Annotated in this window: 19 protein-coding genes; 18 read left to right on the forward strand and 1 reads right to left on the reverse strand. The window is 46.8% G+C overall.

The genetic code is table 11. The features are described 5' to 3' along the window. The 18 genes from ilvN (at position 1) to lpxC (ending at position 20078) form a co-directional block, all read left to right on the forward strand. The gene (gene ilvN / locus WDV74_RS03725; RefSeq protein ID WP_189758534.1) at positions 1-492 is read left to right on the forward strand and encodes an acetolactate synthase small subunit; all 492 of its coding nucleotides are present in this window, start codon (positions 1-3) and stop codon (positions 490-492) included. 88 nt (positions 493-580) lie between these two features. Then, positions 581-1588, forward strand: coding sequence for a catabolite repressor/activator (gene cra, locus WDV74_RS03730; RefSeq protein ID WP_338884697.1), 1008 nt, complete (start codon positions 581-583; stop codon positions 1586-1588). A gap of 647 nt (positions 1589-2235) precedes the next feature. Then, positions 2236-2694 carry a division/cell wall cluster transcriptional repressor MraZ gene (mraZ, locus tag WDV74_RS03735; RefSeq protein WP_189758532.1) on the forward strand — a complete coding sequence of 153 codons (459 nt, stop codon included), beginning with the start codon at positions 2236-2238 and terminating at the stop codon, positions 2692-2694. A gap of 2 nt (positions 2695-2696) precedes the next feature. Then, the gene (rsmH, locus tag WDV74_RS03740) at positions 2697-3641 is read left to right on the forward strand and encodes a 16S rRNA (cytosine(1402)-N(4))-methyltransferase RsmH (protein WP_273570411.1); all 945 of its coding nucleotides are present in this window, start codon (positions 2697-2699) and stop codon (positions 3639-3641) included. After that, entirely contained in the window at positions 3638-3958 is a 321-nt protein-coding gene (ftsL, locus tag WDV74_RS03745; protein WP_189758577.1) for a cell division protein FtsL, read from the forward strand. The genes rsmH and ftsL overlap by 4 nt, the downstream gene beginning before the upstream one ends. A gap of 27 nt (positions 3959-3985) precedes the next feature. Next, positions 3986-5743, forward strand: coding sequence for a peptidoglycan glycosyltransferase FtsI (locus tag WDV74_RS03750; protein ID WP_338884699.1), 1758 nt, complete (start codon positions 3986-3988; stop codon positions 5741-5743). 11 nt (positions 5744-5754) lie between these two features. Continuing rightward, a complete protein-coding gene (gene murE / locus WDV74_RS03755) occupies positions 5755-7242 on the forward strand; it encodes a UDP-N-acetylmuramoyl-L-alanyl-D-glutamate--2,6-diaminopimelate ligase (RefSeq protein ID WP_338884701.1) in 1488 nt (495 codons plus the stop codon). Then, complete coding sequence (gene murF / locus WDV74_RS03760; RefSeq protein WP_338884703.1) at positions 7239-8621, forward strand: UDP-N-acetylmuramoyl-tripeptide--D-alanyl-D-alanine ligase; 1383 nt, start codon at positions 7239-7241, stop codon at positions 8619-8621. Before murE ends, murF begins: the two co-directional genes overlap by 4 nt. Beyond that, positions 8615-9697 carry a phospho-N-acetylmuramoyl-pentapeptide-transferase gene (mraY, locus tag WDV74_RS03765; RefSeq protein ID WP_189758527.1) on the forward strand — a complete coding sequence of 361 codons (1083 nt, stop codon included), beginning with the start codon at positions 8615-8617 and terminating at the stop codon, positions 9695-9697. The genes murF and mraY overlap by 7 nt, the downstream gene beginning before the upstream one ends. Before the next feature lie 17 nt (positions 9698-9714). Next, positions 9715-11025, forward strand: coding sequence for a UDP-N-acetylmuramoyl-L-alanine--D-glutamate ligase (gene murD, locus WDV74_RS03770; protein WP_338885528.1), 1311 nt, complete (start codon positions 9715-9717; stop codon positions 11023-11025). Further along, complete coding sequence (gene ftsW / locus WDV74_RS03775; protein WP_338884704.1) at positions 11025-12218, forward strand: cell division protein FtsW; 1194 nt, start codon at positions 11025-11027, stop codon at positions 12216-12218. Before murD ends, ftsW begins: the two co-directional genes overlap by 1 nt. Then, positions 12215-13300 carry an undecaprenyldiphospho-muramoylpentapeptide beta-N-acetylglucosaminyltransferase gene (gene murG / locus WDV74_RS03780; protein ID WP_338884705.1) on the forward strand — a complete coding sequence of 362 codons (1086 nt, stop codon included), beginning with the start codon at positions 12215-12217 and terminating at the stop codon, positions 13298-13300. The genes ftsW and murG overlap by 4 nt, the downstream gene beginning before the upstream one ends. Positions 13301-13336: 36 nt before the next feature. Then, positions 13337-14812 (forward strand): UDP-N-acetylmuramate--L-alanine ligase, encoded by a 1476-nt coding sequence (gene murC / locus WDV74_RS03785; protein ID WP_338884707.1) that lies wholly within the window; start codon positions 13337-13339, stop codon positions 14810-14812. Beyond that, entirely contained in the window at positions 14805-15725 is a 921-nt protein-coding gene (locus WDV74_RS03790; protein WP_338884708.1) for a D-alanine--D-alanine ligase, read from the forward strand. Before murC ends, WDV74_RS03790 begins: the two co-directional genes overlap by 8 nt. A 1-nt stretch (position 15726) precedes the next feature. Further along, positions 15727-16542: a cell division protein FtsQ gene (gene ftsQ / locus WDV74_RS03795; RefSeq protein WP_338884710.1), complete on the forward strand. Its 816-nt coding sequence runs from the start codon at positions 15727-15729 to the stop codon at positions 16540-16542. Positions 16543-16574: 32 nt separating this feature from the next. Beyond that, a complete protein-coding gene (gene ftsA / locus WDV74_RS03800) occupies positions 16575-17831 on the forward strand; it encodes a cell division protein FtsA (protein ID WP_193849274.1) in 1257 nt (418 codons plus the stop codon). Positions 17832-17897: 66 nt separating this feature from the next. Then, entirely contained in the window at positions 17898-19061 is a 1164-nt protein-coding gene (gene ftsZ / locus WDV74_RS03805; RefSeq protein WP_099131611.1) for a cell division protein FtsZ, read from the forward strand. A 99-nt stretch (positions 19062-19160) separates the two neighbouring features. Then, positions 19161-20078 carry a UDP-3-O-acyl-N-acetylglucosamine deacetylase gene (lpxC, locus tag WDV74_RS03810; RefSeq protein ID WP_338884713.1) on the forward strand — a complete coding sequence of 306 codons (918 nt, stop codon included), beginning with the start codon at positions 19161-19163 and terminating at the stop codon, positions 20076-20078. A gap of 104 nt (positions 20079-20182) precedes the next feature. Here the strand turns inward: lpxC and WDV74_RS03815 are convergent, their stop codons facing one another. After that, the gene (locus WDV74_RS03815) at positions 20183-20722 is read right to left on the reverse strand and encodes a DciA family protein (protein WP_338884715.1); all 540 of its coding nucleotides are present in this window, start codon (positions 20720-20722) and stop codon (positions 20183-20185) included. Positions 20723-20752: the final 30 nt, after the last annotated feature.

Here is a 20752-nt window from a genome sequence, read left to right on the forward strand (position 1 = left end):
ATGCGCCGGATTTTGTCTGTATTACTTGAAAACGAATCGGGAGCATTATCCCGCGTGGTTGGTTTGTTTTCCCAACGAGGTTATAACATCGAAAGTTTGACTGTTGCTCCGACTGATGATCCCACATTGTCACGCATGACGATTCAAACCAAAGGGGATGCCAAGGTATTGGAGCAAATTGAAAAGCAATTGCATAAGTTGGTGGATGTATTGCGAGTCAACGAATTAACAGCAGGGCCTCATGTTGAGCGTGAAATCATGCTGGTTAAATTACAAGCCAGCGGATATGGACGGGAAGAGATTAAGCGCAGCACAGATATTTTTCGCGGGCAGATCGTTGATGTGACTTCAACACTCTATACTGTTCAATTAGTGGGAACGAGTGAAAAACTGGACGCTTTTCTTGATTCAGTCAGAGACGTGGCAGAAATTGTTGAAGTCGCGCGCTCGGGTATAGTTGGTGTCTCGCGCGGAGATAAAATTATGCGATGAAAAATCGTAATCTGCGGGTTAAAATACAGATATTCATTGAGCCCTACTGTAAAGTAGGGCTTTTTCATAATCTTACTAAGGGGTTAATGTGAAACTGGATGAGATCGCCCGCTTAGCAGGTGTTTCACGTACTACGGCCAGTTATGTCATCAATGGTAAAGCCAAGCAGTATCGGGTCAGTGATAAGACAGTAGAAAAAGTGATGGCAGTGGTCAGGGAGCATAATTATCATCCCAATGCTGTCGCTGCTGGCCTTCGGGCGGGGCGAACCCGTTCAATCGGTTTAGTCATACCTGACTTGGAAAATACCAGCTACACACGTATTGCCAATTATCTTGAACGTCAGGCACGGCAGCGTGGCTACCAGTTATTGATCGCCTGTTCTGAAGATCAACCTGATAATGAAATACGCTGTGTTGAACATCTTTTGCAACGTCAAGTCGATGCGATCATTGTTTCCACTGCTTTACCGCCTGAGCATCCTTTCTACCAGCGCTGGGCAAACCGCACATTGCCAATTATCGCACTTGACCGTGCTCTGGACAGCGAACACTTTGTCAGTGTGGTTGGCGATGATCTCGAAGATGCGAAGATGTTGGCACAGGAGTTGCGTCAATTTCCGGCTGAATCTGTCCTTTATTTGGGGGCATTGCCTGAATTATCGGTTAGTTTTTTGCGTGAACAAGGATTCCGCGAAGCATGGGAGCATGATCCACGGGAAGTAAACTATCTTTATGCCAATAGCTATGAACGTGAAGCGGCGGCTGAAGTATTTGCGTCATGGTTGGAAGCAAACCCTGTTCCTCAGGCTTTGTATACCACTTCATTTGCGTTACTTCAGGGCGTCATGGATACACTCCTCAAACGTAGTGGTCGTTTACCAAGTCAATTAGTTATTGCCACATTTGGTGATCATGAGTTGCTTGATTTCCTTGAATGTCCGGTATTGTCGGTAGCACAACGTCATCGTGATGTCGCTGAACGTGCCCTTGAACTGGTATTAGCCAGTTTGAATGAAAAGCAACGTCCAACCCCCGGAATAACCCGAATGCGTCGCCATCTCTGCCGTCGTGGTAAGTTAAGCCGAAAAGCCTAATTGAGTACCCTCATTAAAGATGAGGGTGCTGTTTGTCTGCCGAAAATCATCAAAATATGCTTGTTGAGGTAATTTTGAGACTTTTCTTACTAAAATTCTTCTAAACAGCTTTTTATGACCGTGAAAATCGATAATATGTTATTTAAATTCACAAGATGGATAATTTTGTAATGAAGCGTTATTATTTTTGTTTGTTATTTGTTGTGTATGTGTTTTTTCTTTAATTGGTTGATTTATTACCATTTTATCTTTTCAGATAAATGCAAGATTTCAAAATGTTATTATTTTTTATACTATTGTAACTTAAATATATAGTTATTATTGATAAGATCATGGCGGTTAACAATTGCTCAACAATGAGATATGAGTTGCATAAATTAATTTAAGTGGTAATTAATTGGCTAAATTCCATTCTAAATCAGTCTCGCTACAGATTTATTAAATTATTCAAAATTATCATAGTGTTATCTATTATTAATATAGCCAAAACTAAAAAATCCTTCTTTTTCTCTTCTGGATCTTTCTGTAAATCTAGCTAAAGCGCACTGGCTCTGGCTTGACAAGGTTTTCATACCATCCGTAAACTCTTAATTGTGGTGATTTGTGGGATAATGTGGAGATTTGGGCCATCAAGGGGTAACCTGAGTATGTTTCGTGGAGCAACACTGGTTAATCTCGATAGCAAAGGGCGGCTCACTGTACCAGCCCGATATAGAGAAATGCTGAATGAAGTATCAACAGGCCAAATGGTTTGTACTATTGATCTCCATCAGCCGTGCTTGTTGCTTTATACATTACCCGAATGGGAAATCATCGAAAAAAAATTATCTCGCTTATCCAGCATGAATCCAGCCGAACGTCGTGTTCAACGTTTGTTATTGGGACACGCCAGTGAATGTCAAATGGACAGTGCAGGACGTCTTTTATTAGCCAGCACACTGCGTCAGCACGCAGGGCTAACAAAAGAGGTCATGCTGGTTGGGCAATTTAATAAATTTGAATTGTGGGATGAGCAAGTTTGGTATCAACAGGTACAGGATGATATTGCGGCTGAACAATCTACACAAGAACCTCTATCAGCAAGGCTACAGGATTTATCACTATAAACATGGCAAATAGTCATTTTCAACATACCAGTGTACTGCTGGATGAAGCTGTCAATGGACTGAATATTCAAGAAGATGGAATTTATATTGATGGCACATTTGGGCGAGGGGGACATTCTCGTCTGATTTTATCAAAATTGGGCCCTAATGGACGTTTGATGGCGATCGATCGTGACCCACAAGCTATTGAAGCGTCAAAGGCTATTACTGACAAGCGTTTTTCTATTACTCATGGGCCATTTTCTGAATTGGTAACTTATGTTGAAGACGCTGGTCTGGTTGGAAAAATTAATGGCGTATTACTGGATTTAGGGGTTTCTTCCCCACAGCTGGATGATCCTGAACGTGGTTTTTCATTCATGCGTGATGGGCCATTGGATATGCGTATGGATACCACACGTGGGCAGTCCGCCGCAGAGTGGTTGATGAAGGCTGAAGCAGATGACATCGCATGGGTGTTGAAAACATTTGGCGAAGAACGTTTTGCCAAACGCATCGCGAAGGCCATTGTAGCACGCAACCAGGAACAGCCTCTTACGCGTACCCGTGAGCTGGCAGAGTTAATTGCTCAGGCAAGCCCGGTGAAAGAAAAGCATAAGCATCCGGCAACACGCAGCTTTCAGGCTATCAGGATTTACATTAACAGTGAACTGGAAGAGATAGAACGTGCATTAGATGGCGCACTGCGCGTTCTGGCACCACAAGGGCGATTATCTGTCATCAGTTTCCATTCGTTGGAAGATCGCATAGTGAAACGCTTTATCCGACAACACAGTCAAGGGCCACAGGTTCCAGTCGGCTTGCCTCTCACGGAAGCGCAGTTAAAAACGCTGGGGGGAAGAAGTCTGAAATCCATTGGCAAAATGAAACCCTCAGAGGGTGAAGTCGCCACAAACCCAAGAGCGCGAAGCTCGGTGTTGCGGTTTGCTGAAAAGGCGGGTGAATAATGGCTGGTGAACGTCATGGGTTAGTTGGAGTGATTGGTAATGATCTAATTCGTAATGCCAAACTCCCACTGATTTTGCTGATAGCCGTTGTCGTTTCAGCTATCAGTGTTGTGACGGTCACCCATCAAACCCGCTTATTGACTGCGGAAAAAGAGCGTCAAGTGATCCAGCTTGATGCTCAGGATATTGAGTGGCGTAACCTGCTCCTTGAAGAGAACGCATTGGGTGATCACAGTCGGGTTGAACGGATTGCGACTGAAAAATTGCAGATGCAACACGTTGATCCAGGTAAAGAGAATATTGTGATCACTCAATGAGTCCAGTTGACAACCAAAAGGTGGGCGATGAAAGCTGCACGCTCTTTAAAGTTGAAAAAGCAAGAAGATAAAGCAAGTTTTGTAAGCTGGCGCTTTGCCTTGCTGTGTGGAGGCATTGGGATAGCTTTAATCGGGCTTTTGATTCGTGTTGCCTATTTGCAGATCATCAACCCTGATCGTTTGGTAAAAGAAGGTGATTCACGTTCCCTGCGCATCCAATCTGTTCCAACCGCCCGTGGCATGATCAATGATCGCAATGGGCGTCCGCTGGCGGTGAGTGTACCTGTTGATGCGGTTTGGGCAGATCCCAAAGAAGTGTTTGAAAAAGGCGGTATCACAAATGACACCCGTTGGCAGGCTTTGGCTGATGCCCTTTCTATCCCTTTTGAACAATTAACCAGTAAAATTAACGAATACCCCAAGGGGCGTTTTGTTTACCTGGCTCGTCAGGTGAACACTTCTATTGGCGATTATGTCGAAAAATTGAAGTTACCCGGTATCTATTTGCGTCAGGAATCCCGTCGTTATTATCCGGCAGGGCAGGTGACAGCACATATTATTGGGGTGACTAACATTGATGGCAAAGGTATTGAGGGTGTTGAAAAGAGCTTTGACAACTGGCTGACAGGTATGCCGGGAAGCCGAACTGTTCGTAAAGATCGTACAGGGCGTGTTATTGAGGATATTTCATCTACCGATAGCAGAGCAGCCCACGATTTGACACTCAGCATAGATGAACGTCTTCAGACGTTGGTGTATCGCGAATTGACGAAAGCGGTTGCACTGAACAAAGCCGAATCAGGTACAGCCGTATTGGTTGATGTTAATACCGGCGAAGTTTTGGCGATGGCAAACAGCCCATCTTATAACCCCAATAATTTGGCTGGAACGCCGAAAGATGCGATGCGTAACCGTGCCATCACCGATATTTTTGAGCCTGGCTCCACGGTGAAACCGCTGGTGGTGATGAGTGCACTGAATAGTGGCATTGTCAAAGAAAATACGGTGTTAGATACCAGACCATACCGATTAACGTATGGTTCGCGTGGTCATGAAATCAGAGACGTGGCACCACGTCCTGAGTTAACGATCACTGGGATCTTACAGAAGTCGAGTAACGTTGGTGTTTCCAAGCTGGCGTTAGCGATGCCCGCCTCAGAGGTGGTAAATGTTTACTCACGCTTTGGGATGGGAAAACCGACCAATTTGGGGTTGGTCGGAGAAAGTAGTGGCTTATTTCCAACTAATAAACAACGGTGGTCAGATCTTGATAGGGCCACCTTTTCTTTCGGCTACGGGCTAATGGTAACGCCGTTACAGTTAGCGCGTGTCTATGCAACGATAGGCAGCTTGGGCATTTATCGCCCCCTGTCAATTACCAAAGTTGATCCCCCTGTACCGGGTACGCGGGTATTTCCTGAGCACATTATGCGAACAGTAGTGCACATGATGGAGAGCGTTGCATTACCAGGTGGTGGCGGTGTACGGGCAGCAATAAAGGGTTATCGTATTGCGATTAAAACGGGTACGGCAAGAAAAGTCGGGTCGGATGGCAAGTACCTCAATGATAAGCATATTTCTTATACCGCTGGGGTTGCACCTGTGAGTAATCCACGGTTTTCATTGGTTGTGATCATCAATGATCCACAGGCAGGTAAATACTATGGTGGTGCGGTTGCAGCGCCTGTCTTCGGCGCCATCATGAGTGGTGTTTTGCGTACCATGAATGTTGAACCAGATGCATTGCCTGTAGGCGATAAAAACGAATTTGTGATTAATAAATAAAGAGGATAAAAGTGGCAGATCGTAATTTGCGCGATTTATTGGCTCCTTGGGGTGTTGATACACCGGAGCTTCCGCTGCGTGAAATGACATTAGATAGCCGTAAGGCGGCTGCCGGAGATCTGTTTGTTGCGGTTCAAGGGCATCAGACTGACGGTCGAAAATATATTCCTCAAGCCATCGCTCAAGGTGTCGCTGCGGTGATTGCAGAAGCGAAGGGAAAAACGGATAACGGCACGATGCAGAAAATGCACGGTGTGCCTGTTATCTATCTGGACGATTTAAATAATAAATTATCCAAGCTGGCGGGTGAGTTTTACCAACATCCCGGCAATCAACTGAAATTGGTTGGGGTGACTGGCACCAACGGAAAAACAACAACAACCCAATTATTGGCGCAATGGAGCCAGGGGCTTGGCGAAACCAGTGCCGTGATGGGAACAGTAGGAAATGGTTTGTTGGGTATGGTCGTACCCAGCGAAAATACGACTGGCTCTGCGGTTGATATTCAGCTTGAGTTACAGCAGCTTGCTCATCAAAATGCCACTTTTGTGGCGATGGAAGTCTCTTCGCATGGTTTGGTTCAGGGACGCGTGGCCGCATTGCCATTTCAAGCGGCTATTTTTACTAATTTAAGCCGTGATCACCTTGATTATCATGGTGATATGGAAAGTTACGAAGAAGCCAAATGGCGACTGTTTAGTAGCCATAATGTGAAGCAGAAAATCATCAATGCTGATGATGCAGTTGGGCAGAAGTGGTTGTCCCGTCTGCCAGACGCAGTTGCTGTTTCAATGGAAAATAACGTGCCAGAAAATTGGCAAGGGCGTTGGTTATCAGCCAATGAAGTGCATTATCACGATAAAGGTGCATCCATCACATTTACTTCCAGTTGGGGAAATGGAACGCTCAATAGCCCTTTGATGGGCGCATTCAATGTCAGCAACTTACTCCTGGCGTTGACCACTTTGTTGTCTCTGGATTATCCCTTGGCGGAATTGCTATCGACAGCGTCTTGTCTGAGACCTGTTTGTGGGCGTATGGAAGTTTTTTCCGCCGCTGGTCGTCCGACAATTGTGGTTGATTATGCTCACACGCCTGATGCTTTGGAAAAAGCCTTGTCTGCGGCTCGTCTGCACTGTAAGGGGCAACTTTGGTGCGTATTCGGTTGTGGGGGTGATCGCGACAAAGGTAAACGGCCATTAATGGGAGGGGTGGCAGAGCAGGATGCTGATCGTGTGATTGTCACTGATGATAACCCTCGCAGTGAAGAGCCTCAAGCAATTGTGGCTGATATTCTGCAAGGATTCATCGACCCAGGGCAGGCAATCGTGATTCATGGGCGTGTTGAGGCTGTCACCAGTGCCATTATGCAAGCAAGCGAAGAAGATGTTGTTTTGGTGGCAGGTAAAGGCCATGAAGATTACCAACTGGTTGGCAACCGTCGTCTGGACTACTCAGATCGCCTGACCGTTGCGCGTTTATTGGGGGTAATTGCATGATCCCTCTGACGCTACAGCAATTGGCACAGTTGACGAACGGCTTGTTATATCGCGTTACCGAGCAGCAAGCTGAAACTGTGCCAATTCATACTGTGGAAACTGATAGCCGTAAGATTGGGTGTGGCGGGTTGTTTATTGCCTTAAAAGGGGAAAAATTTGACGCCCACGATTTCGCCGCTGACGTCGTGAGGCAGGGTGCTGGTGCTTTATTGGTTAGCCGTCGTCTGGATATTGATTGTCCACAAGTTGTGGTTGAAGACACACGTTTGGCGATGGGGAAACTGGCGGGCTGGGTTCGTCAGCAAAGTAAAGCACGCATTGTGGCTTTAACTGGCTCGTCGGGTAAAACATCCGTAAAAGAGATGACCGCCGCGATCTTGCGTCAATGTGGAAATACCCTTTATACCGCAGGCAACTTTAACAATGACATTGGAGTGCCATTGACCTTGTTCAGACTGACTGATGAACACCAGTTTGCTGTGATTGAACTAGGGGCGAACCATATTGGTGAAATTGCTTACACCACGGAAATGACGCGTCCTGAAAGCGCATTGGTCAATAACCTTTTCTCTGCTCATTTGGCAGGATTTGGTTCTTTGGCTGGAGTGGCAAAGGCTAAAGGTGAAATCTTTGCCGGCCTTGCTCCGACCGGAACCGCCATTATCAATCTGGATAGCAATGATTGGGAAAATTGGCAGCACAGCATTAGCGAGCAGCAAACAGTATGGCGCTTTTCCGCATCATCAACAACGGGGGCGGATTTTTACGCAACAGACATTTTAGAACAACCGTTGGCAACGCATTTTTGTCTCCATAGCCCAATTGGAAGTGTTGAACTGACCTTACCATTGCCGGGCAAACACAATGTTGCTAATGCGTTAGCCGCCAGTGCGCTGGCAATTTCTGTGGGTGCATCGTTGGATAATATTCGCACCGGCTTATCGGGATTGAAAGCGGTTGCAGGACGTTTATTTCCTATCCCTCTGGCGGAGGGAAAAGTGCTATTGGACGACACTTATAACGCGAATCCAGGCTCCATGATTGCTGCGGCGAATGTGTTAGCGCAGATGTCCGGTTATCGGGTTATGGTTGTTGGTGATATGGGAGAATTGGGGACGCAGGTGATTGAATGCCATCGTGAGGTGGGCGAAGCCGTGGCATCCACAAATATAGATAAGGTACTCAGCGTTGGAGTTTTCAGTGCTCATATTAGCGACGCGAGTGGTCGGGGGCAGCATTTTGCGAACAAGGCTGAATTAGTTGCAGCGCTGCTTCCTTTATTGGAACAACACGAAATGATTTCCATTTTAATTAAAGGTTCACGCAGTGCCGCGATGGAAGAGGTAGTGAACGTACTGAAGGAGAACTTCCAATGTTAGTTTGGCTAGCCGAATATTTGGTTAAGTATCACACAGGCTTTAACGTCTTCTCTTATTTGACGTTCAGAGCCATCGTCGGCTTGCTGACTGCATTGGTTATCGCGCTATGGATGGGGCCAACTTTGATCGCTTATCTGCAAAAATTGCAAATAGGCCAAGTTGTACGTGACAACGGTCCTGAGTCCCATTTTAGCAAGCGTGGGACACCGACAATGGGAGGATTGTTGATTCTATTCTCCATTACAATCTCTGTGTTGCTGTGGGCTCGTCTGGATAATCCCTATGTCTGGTGTGTCTTGCTTGTTTTAGTCGGTTATGGCGTTGTGGGTTTTGTGGATGATTATCGCAAAGTGGTGCGTAAGGATACTAAGGGGTTAATTGCTCGTTGGAAATATTTCTGGCAATCCGTTATTGCCTTGGGTGTTGCGTTTGCTATGTACAGCATCGGCAAAGATACCTCTGCAACACAATTAGTCGTGCCATTCTTCAAAGAGGTTATGCCGCAACTGGGCTTGCTTTACATTCTGCTGACTTATTTTGTGATTGTAGGAACCAGTAACGCGGTGAACCTGACTGATGGTTTAGATGGCCTCGCCATTATGCCGACAGTACTTGTTGCAGCCGGTTTTGCTTTAGTGGCATGGGCAACAGGTAACGTGAATTTTGCGAACTACCTGCATATCCCTTATTTGAGCCATGCGGGTGAACTGGTGATTGTCTGTACTGCGATTGTCGGTGCAGGGCTGGGTTTCTTGTGGTTTAACACTTATCCGGCGCAAGTGTTTATGGGCGATGTTGGTTCATTGGCTCTGGGTGGGGCATTGGGCACCATTGCCGTATTACTGCGCCAGGAGTTTTTGCTGATCATCATGGGCGGCGTTTTTGTGGTGGAGACTTTGTCTGTCATCTTGCAGGTTGGCTCATTCAAACTGCGTGGACAGCGCATTTTCCGTATGGCACCGATTCACCATCACTATGAATTGAAAGGTTGGCCAGAGCCACGCGTTATCGTGCGCTTTTGGATTATTTCCTTGATGCTGGTGTTGATTGGTCTAGCAACGTTGAAGGTACGTTAATCATGGCTGAGCGTCTTATGACGGAATACAAGGGTAAAAAGGTTGTCATCGTTGGGTTAGGGATGACAGGTCTCTCCTGCGTTGACTTTTTTATGACGCGTGGTGTGCTCCCACGAGTGATGGATACCCGTATTGTGCCACCCGGCAGCGATAAGCTGCCTGATAACGTCGAATGCCACACCGGCAGCCTGAACCAACAATGGTTGTTGGATGCCGATTTAATCGTTGCCAGCCCGGGTATTGCACTGGCAACACCTGAGTTGCAAGCGGCGGCTGATGCGGGTGTTGACATTATCGGCGACATTGAGTTGTTTTGCCGCGAAGCGACTGCGCCAATCGCTGCCATTACGGGTTCAAATGGCAAAAGCACCGTAACTACTCTACTTGGCGAAATGGCGAAGGCAGCGGGGTGGCAAGTGGGAGTGGGGGGCAACATTGGTGTACCGGCACTGGAATTGCTGAAACAGCCCTGTCAGCTCTATGTACTGGAACTGTCCAGTTTCCAACTTGAAACCACTTATAGCTTGAAAGCAGCGGCCGCGACGGTACTGAATGTAACCGAAGATCACATGGTTCGTTATCCCAAAGGGTTGGCACAGTATCGGGCAGCGAAGTTGCACATTTACAATCGGGCAAAAACTTGTGTAGTCAATGAACAGGATGCGCTGACATTACCAGAAACAGGCAAAGATAGCCGTTGTATCAGCTTTGGTGTGGATAGTGGTGATTATCAGCTTGATAGTGAACACCAACAACTGGTAGTCAATCAACATCCGGTGCTGGCAACGCGCGAAATGCAGTTGGCCGGTCAGCATAACTATACCAATGGCTTGGCAGCATTAGCGCTGGCAGATGCTGTAGGCATTCCTCGTGCCGCCAGCCTTCAGGCTTTACGTACCTGCGCCGGACTAGAACACCGTTTTCAGGTCATTCATATGAGAAATGGTGTTCGTTGGGTGAATGATTCTAAGGCAACCAATGTTGGCAGTACCCAAGCGGCACTGAATGGATTGAAACTGGAAGGGACACTCTATCTTTTATTGGGGGGAGATGGAAAAGCGGCAGATTTTACCCCACTGAAACCCTATATATCGGGGGAACATATTCGTCTTTACTGTTTTGGTCGTGATGGCGGGCAATTCGCACAACTGCGTCCGGAAATTGCAACACTGACGGAAACAATGGAACAGGCGATGAGAGAAATTGCACCCAAGCTGGTTTCTGGCGACATGGTATTGCTGTCACCCGCTTGTGCGAGCTTCGATCAGTTCAACAGCTTTGAACATCGTGGTCATGAATTTGCTCGTTTGGCAGAGGAGTTAGGCTGATGACCATTCCAGGCCTTGGTAAATTTAAAACTTGGTTGGCGGGAAATGTGGAGGCAGATACCACAGATACCGTTATGTATGATCGTACCCTGGTCTGGATGATATTAGGGTTGGTTGTGATTGGCTTTGTCATGGTAACGTCGGCATCCATGCCCGTTGGACAGCGCCTTGCTCAAGATCCCTTTATTTTTGCACGACGCGATGCCATTTATTTGTCACTGTGCTTTTTCTTGTCCCTTATTACGCTGCGCATTCCAATGGACTTCTGGCTGCGTTACAGCAATGTCATGTTATTAGTGACGATCATGATGCTAGTTGTGGTGCTGTTTGTCGGGAGTTCAGTCAATGGGGCATCACGTTGGGTGGCGATTGGCCCATTACGTATTCAACCAGCGGAATTGTCGAAACTCTCACTCTTTTGTTATCTCTCCAGCTACTTGGTTAGAAAAGTGGAGGAAGTAAGAAACAACTTCTGGGGATTTTTCAAACCGATGGGTGTCATGGTTGCATTAGCAATATTGTTGCTGGCGCAGCCTGACTTGGGGACAGTGGTGGTGTTATTTGTCACAACATTGGCACTGCTGTTCTTGGCGGGCGCGAAATTGTGGCAGTTTCTGGCCATTATTGGCTGCGGAATATTTGCCGTGTGCGTACTGATCGTTGCTGAACCTTATCGTATACGCAGGGTGACCTCTTTCCTGAATCCATGGGAAGATCCTTTCGGCAGCGGTTATCAGTTAACCCAATCGTTAATGGCATTTGGTCGTGGCGACTTCTTTGGGCAAGGACTGGGAAATTCAGTGCAAAAACTTGAATATCTGCCGGAAGCCCATACTGACTTTATTTTTTCCATTCTGGCCGAAGAATTGGGTTATTTCGGTGTGGTTTTAGTGCTGGCAATGGTATTCTTCGTCGCTTTCCGCGCAATGATGATTGGCCGTCGGGCATTGCAGCTTAATCAACGGTTTTCTGGTTTTTTGGCTTGTGCCATCGGCATATGGTTTAGCTTTCAGGCGTTCATTAACGTTGGCGCGGCGGCAGGTATGCTGCCAACCAAAGGATTAACATTACCTTTAGTCAGTTACGGTGGCTCTAGTTTGATAGTGATGTCAACGGCCATCGTCTTGTTGTTGCGAATTGATTATGAAGTACGTCTGGCAAAAGCACAGGCGTTTGTAAGGAGCCCTAAATGAGTGGCAAAAACCGGCGTTTGATGGTGATGGCTGGTGGTACGGGAGGACACGTGTTCCCGGGGCTGGCTGTTGCCCACCATTTAAAAGAGCAGGGGTGGGATATTCGCTGGTTGGGAACCGCGGATCGCATGGAAGCTGATTTAGTGCCAAAACATGGTATTGATATCGAATTTATTCAGATTTCAGGCTTGCGGGGCAAGGGGCTCAAGGCATTGCTTACTGCCCCAATTAGAATTTTTAAGGCTATTCGACAGGCAAAAGCCATTATGCGTCGTTATCAGCCAGATGTTGTGCTGGGTATGGGAGGGTATGTCTCTGGGCCTGGTGGAATAGCCGCATGGTTGTGTGGCATTCCGGTTGTACTGCATGAGCAGAATGGTATTGCAGGGCTCACTAATCGTTGGTTAGCCAAAATTGCCAAAACAGTTTTACAAGCATTTCCGGGCGCATTCTCCGATGCGCCGGTTGTTGGTAACCCCGTAAGGGAGGATGTATTGGCACTGCCAGAACCAATGCAGCGTTTGACTGGGCGTGAAGGCGCTGTTCGGGTGCTGGTTGTTGGCGGTAGTCAGGGAGCAAGAGTGCTGAACCAAACTATGCCGGAAGTGGCGGCTCGCTTGGGCGATAAAATCACTTTATGGCATCAGGCGGGCAAGGGCGCCAGGGAAGAGACGCAGAAACACTATGAAAATTCGGTCACATCTGAATTCAAGATAACTGAATTTATTGATGATATGGCGCAGGCTTATGCGTGGGCTGATATTGTCGTATGCCGTTCTGGTGCACTGACGGTCAGTGAGGTTTCCGCCGCAGGTTTACCGGCGATTTTTGTTCCTTTCCAGCATAAAGATCGCCAGCAATATTGGAATGCCTTGCCTTTGGAAAAAGCGGGAGCCGCAAAGATACTCGAACAGCCCGAATTTACAGTTGATGCTGTCGTAGATCTATTAACTCAGTGGCAACGTCCACAATTGCTGGAAATGGCAGAAAAAGCACGTTCAGTAGCCATCATTAATGCCACTGAGCGTGTAGCAGCAGCGTTGAACGATGCTGTAGAGAATCATTCAGGCCGTTCCAGGTAGAACGGTGATGTAAACATAACGAGTGAAGATTAAAACGTGAATACACAACAGTTGGCGAAATTAAGAGCTTCAGTGCCTGAAATGAGAAAAGTCAGGCATATCCACTTTGTTGGCATTGGTGGTGCTGGCATGGGTGGTATCGCCGAGGTGTTGGCTAATGAAGGTTATCAGATAAGTGGTTCTGATCTGGCACCCAATCCTGTCACACAGCAATTGATCGCACTGGGTGCAACTATTTATTTTAATCACCGTCCAGAAAATGTGCGGGACGCTAGTGTCGTTGTGGCATCCACAGCGATTTCAGCGGAAAACCCAGAAATTGTGGCTGCGCGTGAAGCGAGAATCCCAGTGATCCGCCGTGCGGAAATGCTGGCAGAACTTATGCGTTATCGCCATGGTATCGCGATTGCAGGAACGCATGGAAAAACCACGACGACGGCAATGATTGCGGGTATTTATGCTCAAGCCGGTCTTGATCCTACCTTTGTGAATGGTGGATTGGTCAAAGCGGCAGGCACACATGCTCGATTAGGTAGCAGCCGCTATTTGATTGCAGAAGCAGATGAAAGTGATGCTTCATTCTTGCATTTGCAGCCCATGATGGCGGTTGTCACCAATATTGAAGCTGATCACATGGATACCTACCAGGGTGATTTCGAAAACTTAAAACAAACGTTCGTTAACTTCCTGCATAACCTGCCATTTTATGGGCGTGCGGTTATGTGCATTGACGACCCTGTCGTGAAAGAACTGATCCCCCGAATTGGCCGTTATATCACGACCTACGGTTTCAGTGAGGAAGCAGACGTTCGTATTACCCATTATGAGCAGAAAGGGGCTCAGGGATTTTTCACCATCAGCCGATCTGACTTGCCGGATTTGCATGTGGTGTTAAATGCTCCAGGACGCCACAATGCGCTGAATGCCACTGCCGCTGTTGCAGTGGCAACAGAAGAAGGCATTGATGATACCGCTATTCTGGCGTCTCTGGCTGAGTTTCAGGGAACTGGACGCCGTTTTGATTTTCTGGGGGATTTTCCTCTTAAACATATCAATGGCAAAGAAGGTAGCGTGATGCTGGTTGATGATTATGGTCATCACCCAACAGAAGTTGATGCCACGATTAAAGCGGCACGAGCGGGTTGGAGGGATAAGCGTATTGTCATGGTATTCCAGCCACACCGTTATACAAGAACACGTGATTTATATGATGATTTCGCCAATGTTCTAAGTCAGGTTGATGTTCTATTAATGTTGGATGTGTATGCCGCAGGTGAAACGCCGATCCCCGGTGCGGATAGCCGTTCTTTATGCCGTACTATCCGCAGTCGTGGCAAATTGGATCCGATTTTTGTATCAGAACCTGAGCAAGTTTCAACCGTCCTGTCACAGGTGGTAGAAAACAATGACTTAGTATTAGTACAGGGTGCCGGTAATATCGGTAAGATAGCGCGCAATTTGGCTGAAACAAAGTTGCAGCCATCTTTTTATGAGGGAGGACATCATGGTTGATAAAGTTGCTGTTCTGTTGGGCGGAACTTCCGCTGAACGCGAAGTTTCATTGCAATCAGGACACGCGGTTGTGGCAGGGCTGAAAGAGGCGGGCATTAATGCTTATTCAGTTGATACAAAAGACTTTGATGTGACTAAACTCAAAGAGGAAGGGTTCAATAAAGTTTTTATCGCACTGCATGGTCGCGGTGGTGAAGATGGGACATTGCAAGGTTTGTTGGAATTTTTGCAAATTCCTTATACCGGCAGCGGAGTGATGGCCTCTGCCTTGTCAATGGACAAATTGCGCACAAAACAACTCTGGCAGGGGGCAGAACTGCCTATTTCACCTTATGTCGTTATTGATTCCTTAAAATTTGAACAACTTAATGATTTTCAACTCAAAGAGTATGTTCAAGAATTAGGTCTACCATTAATGATTAAACCGAATCTGGAAGGCTCCAGCGTAGGGATGACCAAGGTGAATGAATATGCCGAATTGCGTGGCGCCCTGGCGCTGGCATTTAAATACGATACGGATGTGTTGGTTGAAAAATGGCTGTTTGGCCCTGAATATACCGTCGGATTTTTGGGCGATGAAGCTCTTCCTTCTATCCGTATTCAGGCTTCAAACACATTCTATGATTATGATGCGAAATATATTTCCAACCAAACACAATATTTTTGTCCAAGCGGCTTGAGTGCAGAAAAAGAGCAAGAGCTATTAGATATCGCCTCAAAGGCGTATAAAGCGCTGGGATGTCGTGGTTGGGGGCGAGTCGATATCATGGACGATGGGAAGGGTAATTTCTACCTGTTGGAAGCGAATACTTCCCCTGGCATGACCAGCCATAGCCTTGTGCCAACTGCTGCGCGTCAGGCGGGATTAAGTTTTTCTCAACTCGTAGTGAGAATTTTGGAGTTGGCTGATTAATATGTCGCAGGCAGCCCGGAATAGCCGGGAGTGGGAGGGTGAAGCGCAGAGATCTCGTCCAAGTAATGGTTACTATCTGGCAGGGATTGCCTTCTTCTTGATGGTAGTGGGCACTATTATATGGGGAGGATGGATGACACTGGACTGGATGAAAGATCCTAGCAGATTACCACTCTCGAAGCTGGTATTGACTGGTGAACGTCATTACACCACGAAAGATGATGTAAGGCAGGCCATTTTGTCCCTGGGATCTCCCGGAACATTTATGACTCAGGATGTCAACGTCATTCAAGAAAAGATTAAACAGCTGCCATGGATTCGGCAAGTCACTGTTCGGAAACAATGGCCTGATGAACTTAAAATACATCTGGTAGAATACGTACCTTATGCGCGTTGGAATGATACCCAACTATTGGATGCCGAAGGCCGGGTATTTAGCTTACCTGTAGAGCGCAGCGCAAATGGTCAGTATCCGATGCTGTATGGGCCAGAAGGTAAAGAAAAAGACGCGTTGAATGAATACCATACAATGGCGACTTTTCTGGAAAAACACCAGATGAAACTGAAAGCAGTGATCATGACAGCGCGTAACTCCTGGCAACTGATATTGGATAACGATATCCGTTTAGAGCTAGGAAATCGAGATAAAATGGAACGAATGAAACGTTTTGTTGAACTTTATCCTGTGTTGTTGAGAAACACTGAAAAACGTGTGGATTATGTTGACTTACGTTATGACAGTGGTGCTGCGGTAGGTTGGGCTCCTTTATTAACTGATATGCCGGTTCCAATGAACGGGCAAGAAAACAAACAGTGACTGGTAATAATACAGAGACAGGCAGAATAACGATGATCAAATCAACGGACAGAAAATTGGTAGTTGGCCTTGAAATCGGTACAGCAAAGGTATCTGCCCTGGTTGGTGAAATTCTGCCCGATGGTATGGTTAATATTATCGGAGTAGGAAATTGCCCATCCCGCGGCATGGACAAAGGCGGTGTCAACGATCTTGAATCGGTCGTCAAGTGCGTACAGCGTGCCATTGATCAGGCTGAACTCATGGCGGATTGCCAGATATCTTCAGTCTATCTGGCGCTTTCCGGTAAGCATATTAGTTGCCAGAACGAAATTGGCATGGTGCCGGTTTCAGAAGAAGAAGTTACACAAGATGATGTGGACAGTGTTGTCCATACAGCTAAGTCAGTTCGTGTTCGTGATGAGCACCGTATTTTGCATGTGATCCCACAGGAATACGCGATTGACTATCAGGAAGGGATCAAAAATCCAGTTGGGCTCTCTGGTGTGCGTATGCAGGCAAAAGTCCACTTGATTACCTGTCATAACGACATGGCGAAAAATATCGTAAAAGCTGTTGAACGTTGTGGTTTGAAAGTTGATCAACTTATTTTTGCAGGACTGGCAGCAAGTTATGCCGTGTTGACCGAAGATGAACGTGAACTGGGGGTCTGTGTCGTTGACATCGGCGGCGGGACGATGGATATCGCTGTATATACTGGCGGTGCATTACGTCATACCAAGGTTATTCCTTACGCAGGCAATGTAGTGACCAGTGATATCGCCTATGCGTTTGGTACTCCTCCCAGTGATGCTGAAACCATCAAAGTTCGTCATGGCTGCGCATTGGGTTCGATAGTTAGCAAGGATGAGAGTGTAGAAGTCCCAAGTGTGGGAGGACGCCCTCCTCGTAGCTTACAGCGTCAAACATTGGCTGAAGTGATCGAACCCCGTTATACCGAACTGCTGAACTTAGTGAACGATGAAATTTTGCGATTGCAGGAGCAATTGCGGCAGCAGGGAGTAAAACACCACCTGGCGGCAGGGATTGTCCTGACAGGAGGAGGCGCCCAGATTGATGGTCTGGCCGAGTGTGCCCAGCGGGTATTCCATACCCAGGTTCGCATTGGCCGTCCCCTGAACATCACTGGATTGACAGATTATGTGCAGGAGCCTTGCTACTCAACAGCGGTTGGACTTCTGCATTATGGCAAAGAATCCCACCTTGGCGGAGATTCCGATGCCGATAAAAGAACGTCAGTAAGTGGCTGGTTTAAGAAAGTCAGCAACTGGCTGAAAAAAGAATTTTGATTTTTTATACAGAGGCCATGACAATGTCGCCGGCCTCGATATAAAGGCACAAAACGGAGAGAAATTATGTTTGAACCACTGGAATTAACCAACGACGCGGTGATTAAAGTCATCGGCGTCGGCGGCGGCGGCGGAAATGCTGTGGAGCACATGGTGCGTGAGCGTATTGAAGGCGTTGACTTCTTTGCGGTTAACACGGACGCTCAGGCACTGCGTAAGACGGCTGTTGGTCAGACTATCCAGATTGGCAACGGCATTACGAAAGGATTAGGCGCTGGTGCGAACCCTGAAGTGGGTCGCACTGCTGCGGAAGAAGACCGCGAATCACTGCGTACTGCACTGGAAGGTGCAGATATGGTGTTTATTGCCGCTGGTATGGGGGGTGGTACGGGAACAGGTGCCGCACCTGTTGTGGCTGAAATTGCCAAAGAGCTTGGCATTTTGACCGTCGCTGTTGTCACTAAACCATTTAATTTTGAAGGCAAAAAACGGATGGCCTTCGCGGAACAAGGGATCACTGAATTGTCCAAGCATGTGGATTCATTGATCACTATTCCAAATGACAAATTATTGAAAGTCCTGGGACGAGGCATTTCCCTGTTGGATGCATTCGGTGCAGCGAATGATGTTCTGAAAGGTGCGGTTCAGGGTATTGCCGAACTGATTACTCGCCCAGGTCTGATGAACGTTGACTTCGCTGACGTTCGTACCGTGATGTCAGAAATGGGTTACGCCATGATGGGATCAGGTATTGCACAAGGTGAAGATCGTGCGGAAGAAGCTGCAGAGATGGCTATCTCCAGCCCATTGCTGGAAGATATTGATCTTTCTGGCGCACGTGGCGTTTTGGTTAACATCACAGCGGGCTTTGACCTGCGTTTGGATGAGTTTGAAACTGTTGGTAACACAATCCGTGCATTCGCTTCTGATAATGCAACGGTGGTTATCGGTACGTCACTGGATCCAGATATGAATGATGAGTTGCGTGTAACCGTTGTGGCAACAGGCATTGGCATGGACAAACGTCCAGAAATCACCCTGGTGACCAATAACAAGGCTCCTCAGACAAACCCGATGGAGCGTCGTTACCAGCAGATATCTGGCGGAATCTCTTCACTGTCTGATGAGAACAAAACGGTAGCAAAAGTCGTCAATGACCAAAATGCACATACAAGCAAAGAGCCTGATTATCTGGACATTCCTGCATTTTTGCGTAAGCAGGCTGATTAATTGCTAAAAAATTGGCTTCTCCGCTTTTTGTGTTAAACTATCCTGCCAGTCATACATTATAGTGATTGGCGGGATAAGTAACATTGCGAGATATAAACGATGATCAAACAAAGGACACTAAAACGTATTGTTCAAGCGACCGGCGTCGGTTTGCACACCGGTAAAAAAGTCACGCTGACAATGCGTCCAGCGCCGGCTAATACCGGGGTCATCTATCGTCGTACTGACTTGAATCCTCCGGTCGATTTTCCGGCAGATGCCAAATCTGTGCGTGATACTATGCTCTGTACTTGTCTGGTGAATGAGCATAATGTGCGTATTTCAACGGTTGAACATTTGAATGCAGCGCTGGCAGGTTTAGGGATCGACAATATTGTTATTGAAGTCGATGCACCTGAGATCCCGATTATGGATGGCAGCGCTAGCCCGTTTGTTTTCCTGTTATTGGATGCGGGTATTGAAGAGCTGAATGTAGCAAAGAAATTCGTGCGAATGAAAGAAAGCGTTCGTGTGGAAGACGGTGATAAATGGGCAGAATTAGCACCTTATCATGGTTTCAGTTTGGATTTTACCATCGACTTTAATCATCCGGCGATTGATGCGAGTACACAGCGCTATGGCCTGGAGTTCTCTGCGGATTCATTTGTTCGCCAGATTAGTCGTGCGCGTACTTTCGGATTTATGCGCGATATTGAGTATTTACAATCTAAAGGCTTATGCCTTGGTGGCAGCTTTGATTGTGCGATTGTCGTTGATGACTACCGCGTACTCAATGAAGATGGTTTGCGTTTTGAAGATGAATTCGTCCGTCATAAAATGTTGGACGCCATCGGCGATCTATTCATGTGTGGGTATAATATCATTGGTGCCTTTACTGCGTTTAAATCAGGCCATGCACTAAACAACAAGTTACTGCAAACTGTTTTAGCACAGGAAAGCGCTTGGGAATTTGTCACATTTGAAGATGAAGCAGAAATGCCATTGGCTTTCCGCGCCCCATCGCTAGTGTTGGCATAATGGCTGACATGTGTATAGATAAAGAATGTTGAGAACATTCCTATGATGCACCAATGGGTTATGTTATCTATTACGCTGCTTTCGCTGATGTTTTTTATTCGGCGCTAACGCATCTTTTTGGCTGTACTGGTACCCTCTCCGGCCAGCGCAGCCAACCGCTCTAGTTTCTTTTTCAATTTTTCAGGGCTATTTTCAGCTAACATCATTAATGTTTTTGCACTTTCATGACTGAGCTGGCGCTTTGGTAATTCCTGATTATCATTACTGTGTGTTGTTTTGGTTGATAATTTTGAGAATCTTTGTTCGTTATTCTCATGCTTAACCATTAATGATGGGTTAATCCTGATGTCGATTGAGGATAAAGATGGTAGAATTTCGCTTCTCAATGTAGACAGTAAGACAGGAATTTCATAACGCAGCCGGGTCATCCAACTGGCATTTCCTGCTTCCAGTACCAGAATTTGTTTGCGATAATTGGCAACCCTGCACCACGGGTGCAATTGTGCAGGAAGCAAACTGAGAACGGCACGGTTGAGTTTCAATAATGCGATGGCATGTTGTTGGATGATTTGAAGTGGGCTTTTTCCGACAGTTGCCGCATCTTCAAACAGCTTATCCAGTGATTGTGGGCGGCTATCTCGCATAATAAGGGCAGTTCCAGTATTTATTAATGA

The sequence above is a fragment of the Xenorhabdus sp. TH1 genome, assembly GCF_037260955.1.
Classification (GTDB): Bacteria; Pseudomonadota; Gammaproteobacteria; order Enterobacterales; family Enterobacteriaceae; genus Xenorhabdus; species Xenorhabdus griffiniae.

Excerpts from the sequence above, each read along its gene's own strand:
- mraZ (WP_189758532.1), top strand. The coding sequence starts at position 2,236 with ATGTTTCGTGGAGCAACACTGGTTAATCTCGATAGCAAAGGGCGGCTC.
- ftsW (WP_338884704.1), top strand. The coding sequence starts at position 11,025 with ATGACCATTCCAGGCCTTGGTAAATTTAAAACTTGGTTGGCGGGAAAT.
- WDV74_RS03750 (WP_338884699.1), top strand. The coding sequence starts at position 3,986 with ATGAAAGCTGCACGCTCTTTAAAGTTGAAAAAGCAAGAAGATAAAGCA.
- ftsA (WP_193849274.1), top strand. The coding sequence starts at position 16,575 with ATGATCAAATCAACGGACAGAAAATTGGTAGTTGGCCTTGAAATCGGT.
- rsmH (WP_273570411.1), top strand. The coding sequence starts at position 2,697 with ATGGCAAATAGTCATTTTCAACATACCAGTGTACTGCTGGATGAAGCT.
- murG (WP_338884705.1), top strand. The coding sequence starts at position 12,215 with ATGAGTGGCAAAAACCGGCGTTTGATGGTGATGGCTGGTGGTACGGGA.
- WDV74_RS03815 (WP_338884715.1), bottom strand. The coding sequence starts at position 20,722 with ATGCGAGATAGCCGCCCACAATCACTGGATAAGCTGTTTGAAGATGCG.
- WDV74_RS03790 (WP_338884708.1), top strand. The coding sequence starts at position 14,805 with ATGGTTGATAAAGTTGCTGTTCTGTTGGGCGGAACTTCCGCTGAACGC.
- mraY (WP_189758527.1), top strand. The coding sequence starts at position 8,615 with ATGTTAGTTTGGCTAGCCGAATATTTGGTTAAGTATCACACAGGCTTT.
- ftsZ (WP_099131611.1), top strand. The coding sequence starts at position 17,898 with ATGTTTGAACCACTGGAATTAACCAACGACGCGGTGATTAAAGTCATC.
- murF (WP_338884703.1), top strand. The coding sequence starts at position 7,239 with ATGATCCCTCTGACGCTACAGCAATTGGCACAGTTGACGAACGGCTTG.
- ilvN (WP_189758534.1), top strand. The coding sequence starts at position 1 with ATGCGCCGGATTTTGTCTGTATTACTTGAAAACGAATCGGGAGCATTA.
- murD (WP_338885528.1), top strand. The coding sequence starts at position 9,715 with ATGACGGAATACAAGGGTAAAAAGGTTGTCATCGTTGGGTTAGGGATG.
- lpxC (WP_338884713.1), top strand. The coding sequence starts at position 19,161 with ATGATCAAACAAAGGACACTAAAACGTATTGTTCAAGCGACCGGCGTC.
- ftsQ (WP_338884710.1), top strand. The coding sequence starts at position 15,727 with ATGTCGCAGGCAGCCCGGAATAGCCGGGAGTGGGAGGGTGAAGCGCAG.